Genomic DNA, 9738 nt, shown 5'->3' with positions numbered 1-9738 from the left:
GCTAGCTTGTGGGGTTGGTTGCCTTGTGTTGATTGGGTTGTGGGGGTGTTGGGGACACACTTTTCTGCCTATAACCCATTCATCAGTCTTTTTACAGCCCACTGAGTAAATCTTCGACCGGCTCTAGCAGGTAGGGGGCGTTGTTGCGGACGTTGCCGACGTCCTTACTCACCTCGCGTAGGGCCCAGCCTGCGGTTTCGGCGAAGGCCTGTTCACGGATGAGTTGCAAGGACGCCTGTGCCTGGGTACGGTAGGCCCTTTTCTGTTCGGTGCTGGGTTTAGGGGAACCGGCTGGCCGGCCTGACCGCAGCCAGGTGGTGAGGCTATCCGATTCGCTGATATCAGCGTCGTCGGCTACGTGAAGAGGTATGGGCAGGCGGTTGTGCAGCTGGCCCAGTTCCCGTTCAATCTTGTTTGCGTAACCGGGGTCGCCACCCAGGTCAGCCATGATTCCGGGGTCGAACTCGCCGTTGCCGGGCGAATCCATGGTCACGATCGAGCAGGAGAGCAGCCACTCCCCCTGCTTGCCCGCAAAAGGCCCATCGGGCCCGGCGAATTCTGCTGGAATCTTCCACCACTCGTACAGGCCGGCGAAGTAGATGGGACGACCGTCGGTGCGGTGCACAAAATAAGGGGTTTTGACCTGTTTACCCGCAGCGGTGGTTTCAGTTTTCCACTCGTAGTAACCGCTCACGGGCACGGCGCAGTGCCCCGAGACAGCAGCTTCGCGGAAGGTGGACTTTTCAAAGATAGTCTCACTGCGGGCGTTGAAGGCCCGCGATGAGAAGGCGGGGTCCTTCGCCCAGCCCGGCAGCAGACCCCAGCGGGCCGAGTGCAATTCGCGTGTGAAAATCGGGGAGTTCCCCTGCCCACCGCCAGAGGGGGCGGACGCACCCGCCCGCGCGGGCGCGTCCGCCCCGGTAACCTGTTCGGCGGGGCTCACTAGCCGGTCCACCAGAATGGGAACTGTGCTGGTGGGGGCAACGTTGTAGTTTGTGATGGGGTCGGTGATCTCAACCCCTGCCATGTATTGGGGGTGGTCCTGGGCCAGTTCAAGGGCGTAGCGTCCGCACACTAGAACCCCTCGCTTTCATAGGCTTCAATGACGGCGTCTTCAAGGTCGTCGACGGTGATGAGGGGTTCGATGTCGGCTGCTGCTCCCACTGTTGCGGGGTCCAGGGGTAGGCCGAGGGCCTGGTAAACGTCTGTTGTTACCTCACGCAGGCTATCGGCCCCTGTCACCACGATGCCCGATGAGAACCACCAGGCTCCAGCGACGACCCGCTGGGCGGTACCAATGAGCTTGACCCGCTGACCGCCGGGTAACTGGCCCCAGACCGAATACTCACCGGGGCAGTACTCGCCGGGCAACTCCCCCACCCCGGCAGGAATGCCCAGGCTGGTGAGGGCCTCTGCAAACATGGCCCCGAAGATGCCGTAGCGCTCGTGGTTGCCGCTGACAGCGTCTGACGCCTTCTGAAAATGGTCCACCACCAGGCAGCCCGGGTGATAGGCGGCGGCGTGCCCGCCCACGGTACGCACCAGGGGTTCAAACCCGCGGCCCACCGCAGCCGCACGGGCCTGAGCGAAGCGGGGGTTGAGCTCGTCCCTGCGCCCAAAAGCCACCGTTGGCTTGGGCCGATAGAGACGCAGGGTGCTGGGAGCCTCTCCCCTGCCCACTGCGCGGACGGTCGCCATGGCTGAATCAACCATCTCGGCCATAGTTCCGCCGGTGGCGGGGTCAACGCGGTCAAGGTGCAGCATTAGTCCACCGAAATTTCGTTCAAGCTGGTAGAGACGAACTCCCACCAGGCCGGGCGCAGGCCCGCATTTAGCGCAACCTGCTGGCTGATGATGTGCGAGGGGCTGGTGCCGTAGAAGGGCACGAACCCCTCGGCGAGAATAGCCTGTGACAGCTCTCTGACCAGGTAAGACGCCAGCCCCCTGCCGCGATGGCCGGGCAGTACATCAATACCAATCTGGCGGCACCAGTCGGAGTCTTCACTAGCACCGGCCAGGGCTACCAGATCCCCCTCGGCGTAGGCACCGAGTACCTGCACATCGGGGCGCAGCTCTTTGAAACCGAGCGCGTTCTCAAAATCGGGGTTGCCGCGATACTTCTCTAGCTCTGAAGGTTCTAGCCACCGCACCGTGTAGCCCTCGGCGGGTAAGCCGGGGCGGGCGTCCGCACCATGGGTAAAGAAATCCCTACCGGGGGTGAAAAAGAGGGATGTGCCGCTCATCTGTAGGGCGTAGGGGGTGAGGTAGTCGTTGAGTTTGCGCAGCTCGGAATAGTCCCCCACCCAGTTCCCGTTATCGCCAGCCAGCAGGTTGTCGGCGGCCTCGCGCACGCGCGGGTGCTGGGCACAGATGACGGTGAGCCCCCGATAGTTAATCAGGCGTAGCTCCCAGTGGTCGCGGTAGCGGCGGCGGGCCGGGTGCATCTCGTCGAGGGGAATTCGCCGCGCCGAAAGGTGGGTTGAGCCGTGCTGCTGCGCTATATCAATGGCCTGCTCGGGCAGGCACAGGTCAATGGACAGCTGCGCAGCCAGAATCTTCTCGGCCTGCTGGTAGCTGGTGATAGGCGCGGGCATGGCTCTCTTTCTGCTCGATGGGGTCAGTATCTAGGGTACTCGCTTTGGGAAGGGCGCGGACGCCGGTGGCAGCTTTACATTTCGGGGCAGGCTGATGGTGCGGGCGGGCTGTGCCCCGCATTTATTCTGTTTTCCCCGCAACTAGTTGCGGCTTTTTCAGAATAAATGCGGGGTGTCGGTGTTTATGCTGGAGGTATGAAGATTCTTGTTCTGGGTTTGAGTGGCGCCGGTAAGTCCACCTGGGCGCGACGGTTGGCTGCCGGGTACGAGGTACCGCTGCTGCACCTTGATACCGTTCACTGGTTGCCGGGGTGGGTCGAGCGGGATCTTACGGACGAACGCGCTCTTGTGGGCGAGTTTCTGGATGAGAATGAAGCCTGGGTGATTGAGGGCGGCTATTCCGACGTGCACTTTGAACGGCGGCTGGCTGAGGCTGACCGTATCTATGTGCTGTTAGCACCCCGCCTAGTGCGCCTGTGGAGGGTAGGACGCCGCTGGCTCACCTACCGCGGGACCAATCGGCCTGATATGACCGAGGGCTGCCCCGAGAAGCTCAACCTTGAATTTGTGAAATGGATTCTGTGGGACGGCCCCAGCAGCGCCCGCATAAAGGCCCTGGCGGACGTCCGCCGCACCTACCCCGAGAAAACGGTGTGGAGAAGGTGGTGGGGCTAAGCCCCCTGCTGCTCGTTTTATGAAAACGGCCCCTCGCCGTTCCCGCAGAAAGGGGTTCAACAAGGGGCCATTTTATAGCTCTGACTAGGGCATTTAGAAGTCCCAATCCTCGTCTTCCGTGTTCACGGCCTTGCCGATCACGTAGGAGGAGCCGGAGCCGGAGAAGAAGTCGTGGTTCTCGTCGGCGTTGGGTGAGAGGGCTGAGAGGATCGCGGGTGACACATTGGTGACGGAGGCCGGGAACATAGCCTCATAGCCCAGGTTCATCAGTGCCTTGTTGGCGTTGTAGTGCAGGAACTTCTTGACGTCCTCGCTCAGACCAACACCGTCGTAGAGGGAGTGGGTGTAGGCCACCTCGTTCTCGTACAGTTCATAGAGCAGGTCGAAGGTGTAGTCCTTCAGCTCTGCCTGACGCTCAGCGGTCTCCTTTTCCAGGCCGCGCTGGTACTTGTAGCCGATGTAGTAGCCGTGCACAGCCTCATCGCGAATGATCAGACGGATCAGGTCAGCGGTGTTGGTGAGCTTGGCACGTGATGACCAGTACATGGGCAGGTAGAAGCCTGAGTAGAAGAGGAAGGATTCCAGCAGGGTTGAGGCGACCTTCTTCTTCAGGGGGTCATTGCCCTGGTAGTAGTCCATGACGATGCGGGCTTTCTTCTGCAGGTGCTCGTTCTCGGTGGACCAGCGGAAGACCTCGTCAATTTCCTTGGTGGAGGCCAGGGTGGAGAAGATCGATGAGTAGGACTTAGCGTGTACCGACTCCATGAAGGCGATGTTGGTGTACACGGCCTCTTCATGGGCGGTCACAGCGTCGGGGAGCAGGGAGACAGCGCCGACGGTGCCCTGGATGGTGTCGAGCAGGGTCAGGCCGGTGAAGACGCGCATGGTCAGCTGCTTTTCTTCCTCGGTCAGGGTCTTCCAGGACTGCACGTCGTTCGACAGCGGCACCTTCTCGGGCAGCCAGAAGTTAGCGGTCAGACGATCCCAGACCTCAAGGTCTTTTTCGTCTTCGATGCGGTTCCAGTTGATAGCTTCAACGTGGTTGACCAGTTCGACCTTCTCACTCATGGTGATGGGTTCTCCTCATGTCGGGTTGGTGTGGTGCCTGGAATAGGCTTGGTTCTATTCTTTCACCGTTGGGCGGTTTTCGCACCAGCGGCTCGGTTTGCTTAATATCTCAGGGGCGGACGACGTCGCCCGCTTCTTCTTGTAGGGCGGCTAGGCGTTCGGCTTTGGTTTCTCTATCGACGAGGCGGCGCAGCAGCGGCAGGGCCGCAGCAAGCTGCGCGGCCTCGTCCGCGGTGAGTATTTCGTCGGCTCGTTCTACGATCCAGCGGTCGCGGCGGCTGATGATGGAGTCAATGGTGGCACTCCCCTGTTCAGTCAGGTAGAGCTCCTTGCGGCGCTTGTCGTGCAGGTTTTTACCCGGGGCGATATAGCCGCGGCGCAGGAGCGAGGCCACGATTTTGTTCATGGACTGCGGGGTCATGCGCTGAAAGCGGGCCAGTTCAGCACCGGTTTGCCGCGGGGCAGCTTGGAGCTGGGCGAGCACGGTTTCTTCAGCAAACGAGAGGGGTGAGTGCGAGTCGGTCTCGTTCCTCAGTCGTCGATGCATTCTAAACACCGAGTAACGTAAGGTACCCGCCTGCTCATATGAAAAATTTTCCAAGGGCGCCAGCCTAAAATAATCAGTTTAACTTATCAGTTATATAGATTATATACCGCGATAAAGAAAGCCCGCCACCCACACAAGATGACGGGCCCCGCCTGGCCGAGGCGGGCGTCCGCGCCCTATCAGCACAACGCCCTACCCCGCCTCAGGCCTTAGAGCATGCAGCTAACGCAGCCCTCAACCTCGGTACCCTCAAGAGCCATCTGACGAATACGTGAGTAGTAGATGGTCTTGATGCCCTTACGCCAGGCGTAAATCTGGGCCTTGTTGACGTCGCGGGTGGTGGCGGTGTCCTTGAAGAAGAGGGTCAGCGACAGGCCCTGGTCGACGTGCTGGGTAGCAACGGCGTAGGTGTCGATAATCTTCTCGTAGCCGATCTCGTAGGAGTCCTGGTAGTAGTCCAGGTTCTCGTTGTCCATGTAGGGAGCCGGGTAGTAGACACGACCCAGCTTGCCTTCCTTACGGATCTCAATCTTCGAGGCAATGGGGTGAATCGACGAGGTGGAGCCGTTGATGTAGGAGATAGAACCGGTAGGCGGAACAGCCTGCAGGTTCTGGTTGTACATACCGTGCTCAGCAACCTCAGCGGCCAGCTGCTTCCAGTCCTCAGCGGTGGGCACAAAATGACCGGCGAAGAGCTCGCGGGCGCGCTCGGTCTCAAAATCCCAGGTGCCGTTGATGTACTTCTCGAAGTACTCCCCCGAGGCGTACTTGGAGTTCTCGAAGCCTACGAAGGTCTCCTTGCGTTCGCGGGCAATCTCCATAGAGGCGCGAATCGCGTGGTAGGTAACGGTGTAGAAGTACATGTTGGTGAAGTCCAGGGCTTCTTCAGAACCGTAGTAGACGTGCTCGCGGGCCAGGTAGCCGTGCAGGTTCATCTGGCCCAGGCCAACGGCGTGACTCATGGAGTTACCGCGCTCGATGGAGGGAACAGAGGTGATATCGGACTGGTCAGACACAGCGGTCAGGGCGCGAATAGCGGTGCCGACGGTCTGGCCCAGGTCGCCGCCGTCCATCGCCAGGGCTATGTTCAGGGAGCCCAGGTTGCAGGAGATGTCCTTACCGATGGTCTCGTAGCCCAGGTCAGCGTTGTAGACAGAGGGCTCTGAAACCTGCAGAATCTCGGAGCAGAGGTTAGACATGATGATCTTGCCGTCAATGGGGTTGGCCTTGTTGACGGTGTCTTCGAACATGACGTAGGGGTAGCCCGACTCGAACTGAATCTCAGCCAGGGTCTGGAAGAACTCGCGGGCGTTAATCTTGGTCTTCTTGATGCGGGCATCGTCGACCATTTCGTAGTACTTCTCGGTGACGTTGATATCTGAGAAGGGCACACCGTAGATACGCTCAACGTCGTAGGGCGAGAAGAGGTACATGTCCTCGTTCTTCTTGGCCAGTTCGAAGGTGATATCGGGGATCACAACGCCCAGTGAGAGGGTCTTAATGCGGATCTTCTCGTCGGCGTTCTCGCGCTTGGTGTCGAGGAAGGAGTAGATATCGGGGTGGTGGGCGTGCAGGTAAACTGCGCCTGCACCCTGGCGGGCACCGAGCTGGTTGGCGTAGGAGAAGGAGTCTTCCAGCAGCTTCATCACGGGGATGACGCCTGAGGACTGGTTCTCGATCTTCTTGATGGGGGCGCCGGCTTCGCGCAGGTTGGTCAGGGCGAAGGCTACGCCGCCACCGCGCTTGGACAGCTGTAGGGCTGAGTTGATGGAGCGGCCGATGGACTCCATGTTGTCTTCGATACGCAGCAGGAAGCAGGAGACCAGTTCGCCGCGCTGCTTCTTACCGGCGTTGAGGAAGGTGGGGGTGGCAGGCTGGAAGCGGCCGGAGATGACCTCTTCGACAATCTTGGTTGCCAGGGCCTCATCGCCCTCTGCCAGCAGCAGGGCGACCATGACCACACGGTCCTCAAAGCGTTCCAGGTAGCGCTGGCCGTCGAAGGTCTTCAGCGCGTAGGAGGTGTAGAACTTGAAGGCACCCAGGAAGGTGGGGAAGCGGAACTTCTTGGAGTAGGCCAGCTTGGAGAGGGACTTGACGAAGTCAAAGGAGTACTTCTCGAAAACCTCGGGCTCGTAGTACTGGTGCTTGACCAGGTAGTCAATCTTTTCCTCCAGGTCGTGGAAGAAGACGGTGTTGTTGTTGACGTGCTGCAGGAAGTACTGGCGGGCTGCCTGGCGGTCTGCCTCGAACTGAATCTGGCCGTTCTCATCGTAGAGGTTCAGAAGGGCGTTCAGTTCGTGGTACCCCATGCCACGGTATTTCTCGGGGGTGCTCGGATCCTCGTGACCGGGTTCTACGCTGAGGCCGGGTACAGGGAGTTTTGAATCCAAAATTTTTCCAATCCTTCTTGAACGGTTTCTACATCTTCTTCGGTGCCCATGAGCTCAAATTTGTAGAGCACGGGCACGTGGCATTTGGCGGCGACTTTGTCTGCTGCTACGCAGAAGAGGTCACCGAAGTTGGTGTTTCCCGCGCCGATGACTCCTTGCAGGAGTTCCCGGTTGTGGGGGTTGTTGAGGAACTTTACGGCCTGGGGCGGTATGGAGCCCGCTCCCCCGGGTCTCCCGTAGCTGGGGACGCACAGCACATAGGGCCCGGTGACCTGTGGGGGGTCTTCACTGGTCTTCAGCGGTAGCCGTATGTTTTTTATTCCGGTCTTCTGCACGAACTTGTGGGTGTTCTCTGAGACCGATGAAAAGTAGACGATGGTGGGCTGTCCGGTGGTGTCTGTGGTGTCCATGGGGGCTGGTGCCTGGATCTGGTCGTGGTGGGTGTGGGCGCGCGTGGCGCGGGTAAGAAAAGGCCCGGGTGCGGACGCCTGTAGCGGCGGGTGCTCCCCGGGCAGGTGGTCAGCGGTTAGGCTGCGGCGCTGGCCAGGGCGTTGATCTTGTCGGGCTGGAAGCCTGACCAGTGGTCCTCACCGGCGATTACAACGGGGGCCTGCATGTAGCCCATGCCCTTGATGAGTTCGAGGGCTGCGGGGTCCTCGGTGATGTCAACGGTGTTGTACTGGACGCCGAGCTTGTCGAGAGCGCGGTAGGTCATGTTGCACTGGACGCAGGCAGGCTTGGTGTACACCGTAACGGTCATTGGGGTATCTCCTTGGTGTCCCGCGTGTTGCGGGAGGTTTCTGGCATAGGGGCTCTCGAAAGAGCTGGTATGGGTTCGCGCGGCGCTTTCTCTCTGGTCGCCCGAACCGAGATTTAATACTACATCTAGTGTTTGAAGAGCGCATCTAGCCCTACATAGTGTGGTCTGTTACGAAATTTTTTAAATCGGTGCGCTATCCACAGCCCTTCCGCGCGTTTGCGGGCTTTAAGGGAAAGTTATCCACATGAAGGGTTTTTATGTGAGGTTTGGAGTGATGGTGTGACCTTAAGTTCAGGGGCTGCTGAGCCCCCTGGGGCTTAAGACCGGACGTCCCGCGTGATATCAGGGCGGGGGCTTTCAACCCTAAATTGAGCCTTGAGTCTTGGGGGCTGCACGGGCCTGTTTTTTAAGGTTTTTTGCCGGGGGCGTGTCGCGCAAAGGGGCACCCCGTCAGGCTTGACAAGGGTGCCCCTTAAGGTGTTTAAGCGCGGTTGTTTAGACGAGCCCGCGGTCTTTGAGCTGCTCGTAGAGGGCGGTGCCGTCGTTGCCTTCAAGCCAGAGGTCGCCCTTGGTGATATCGCGAGCGCGGTTGTCGCCCCAGACGCGGCCTGATGAGAGGACGGATTCGCCGAAGGTGAGGTTGCGGATGAGGATGGCTTCGACGTTGTGGGGGTAGCGGACGGCGAAGCCGTTGTAGATTTCTGGGTCTCGTTGGCCGTCGTCGCCGATGAGGATCCAGCGTATGTGGGGGAATTCGGTGGCGAGGCGTTTGAGGGTGTTGACTTTGTGTTGGGAGCCGGAGCGGAACCAGCGGTCGGGGGTGGGGCCCCAGTCGGTGAGGAGGAAGGTGCCTTTGGGGTAGCCGTTGCGGTGGAGGAAGCGGCGGAGGGTGGGGGTGACGTTCCAGGCGCCGGTGGAGAGGTACATGAAGGGGGCTGTGGGGTGGGCTCGGTGGAGGCGGTCCATCATGACGGCCATGCCGGGGGTGGCGGAGCGGGCGTGTTCGTTGAGGACGAAGCTATTCCAGGCTGCGACGAAGGGGCGGGGTAGGGCGGTGTTCATGACGGTGTCGTCGACGTCGCAGATGATTCCGATGGTTTGGTCTTCGGGGACGACGTAGACGCTGGTGATGGCGGGTTGGCTGCCGGGGGTGGTGATGGTGACTTGGTGGGTGCCGGGTTCTAGGGTGATGTTGAGTTTGACGTCTACGACTCCTCCGCGGTCGGCGTGGACGCGGTGGTGTTGGTTGTTGATGTGGATGTCGATGGGGGCGTGGGAGATGGCGACTGAGGTGAAGGAGCGCCAGCCGCGGACGGGTTCGATGGTGGGGTCGCCTTTTTCGACGGAGTCGAAGAATTCTTCGAAGAGGTCGGTTTTGTAGAGGGCGCGGCCGAGGATGCGTACCCAGTTTTTGGCGCCGTAGCCGACGCTGGGTACGATGACGGGTTCTAGGCCGTTTTTTTGTGCTTTGCGTTCGCGGTAGGAGTGGATGTTGTCGCCTATGCGGTAGCCGATGTTGACGGCTTCGTCGGCTGCTTCTGCGACGATGGTGCGGATTTCGTGTGCCCCTGTGGTCATAGACCTAGTTTTTCATATTTGGGTGGTTGGTGCATGTTATGGGTGGGGCTTTGGTGTGTTGTGGGGTGGGTGTGTTGTTAAAGGAAGAGGTGGGCACCGTCTTTGGTGCCCACCTGTGTGTGGTGT

At 60.0% G+C, this 9738-nt stretch carries 10 protein-coding genes; 1 reads left to right on the top strand and 9 read right to left on the bottom strand.

Features of this window, described 5'->3' with window-relative positions:
- Positions 1–91 precede the first annotated feature (91 nt).
- Genes ACED88_RS10225 through ACED88_RS10215 form a run of 3 tightly spaced genes read right to left on the bottom strand, consistent with a single transcriptional unit; the run spans position 92 to position 2594 of the window.
- Positions 92–1075 (bottom strand): SOS response-associated peptidase, encoded by a 984-nt coding sequence (locus ACED88_RS10225; protein ID WP_449109529.1) that lies wholly within the window; start codon positions 1073–1075, stop codon positions 92–94.
- Positions 1075–1764: a lipoate--protein ligase family protein gene (locus ACED88_RS10220; protein WP_449109528.1), complete on the bottom strand. Its 690-nt coding sequence runs from the start codon at positions 1762–1764 to the stop codon at positions 1075–1077. The genes ACED88_RS10225 and ACED88_RS10220 overlap by 1 nt, the downstream gene beginning before the upstream one ends.
- Positions 1764–2594, bottom strand: coding sequence for a GNAT family N-acetyltransferase (locus ACED88_RS10215; protein ID WP_449109527.1), 831 nt, complete (start codon positions 2592–2594; stop codon positions 1764–1766). Before ACED88_RS10215 ends, ACED88_RS10220 begins: the two co-directional genes overlap by 1 nt.
- Positions 2595–2789: 195 nt before the next feature.
- Between ACED88_RS10215 and ACED88_RS10210 the strand changes: the two genes are divergently transcribed.
- Positions 2790–3269 (top strand): hypothetical protein, encoded by a 480-nt coding sequence (locus ACED88_RS10210; RefSeq protein WP_449109526.1) that lies wholly within the window; start codon positions 2790–2792, stop codon positions 3267–3269.
- A 93-nt stretch (positions 3270–3362) separates the two neighbouring features.
- On the opposite strand, the gene nrdF is transcribed toward ACED88_RS10210, so the two are convergent.
- From nrdF to ACED88_RS10180, 6 genes are all read right to left on the bottom strand, one after another.
- Positions 3363–4337, bottom strand: coding sequence for a class 1b ribonucleoside-diphosphate reductase subunit beta (gene nrdF / locus ACED88_RS10205; protein ID WP_237242228.1), 975 nt, complete (start codon positions 4335–4337; stop codon positions 3363–3365).
- Between the two features lie 109 nt (positions 4338–4446).
- On the bottom strand, positions 4447–4884 hold the full coding sequence (locus tag ACED88_RS10200; RefSeq protein WP_237236135.1) for a MarR family winged helix-turn-helix transcriptional regulator: 438 nt from the start codon (positions 4882–4884) through the stop codon (positions 4447–4449).
- Between the two features lie 209 nt (positions 4885–5093).
- Positions 5094–7274, bottom strand: coding sequence for a class 1b ribonucleoside-diphosphate reductase subunit alpha (gene nrdE / locus ACED88_RS10195; protein ID WP_449109525.1), 2181 nt, complete (start codon positions 7272–7274; stop codon positions 5094–5096).
- Positions 7238–7684, bottom strand: coding sequence for a class Ib ribonucleoside-diphosphate reductase assembly flavoprotein NrdI (gene nrdI / locus ACED88_RS10190; protein ID WP_185174643.1), 447 nt, complete (start codon positions 7682–7684; stop codon positions 7238–7240). Before nrdI ends, nrdE begins: the two co-directional genes overlap by 37 nt.
- A gap of 116 nt (positions 7685–7800) precedes the next feature.
- Complete coding sequence (gene nrdH / locus ACED88_RS10185) at positions 7801–8034, bottom strand: glutaredoxin-like protein NrdH (RefSeq protein ID WP_449109524.1); 234 nt, start codon at positions 8032–8034, stop codon at positions 7801–7803.
- Between the two features lie 495 nt (positions 8035–8529).
- Positions 8530–9612: an App1 family protein gene (locus tag ACED88_RS10180; protein WP_449109523.1), complete on the bottom strand. Its 1083-nt coding sequence runs from the start codon at positions 9610–9612 to the stop codon at positions 8530–8532.
- Positions 9613–9738: the final 126 nt, after the last annotated feature.

This window comes from Rothia sp. 11273D007AR (genome assembly GCF_053547255.1).
This window is presented reverse-complemented; position numbering and strand designations above follow the sequence as displayed.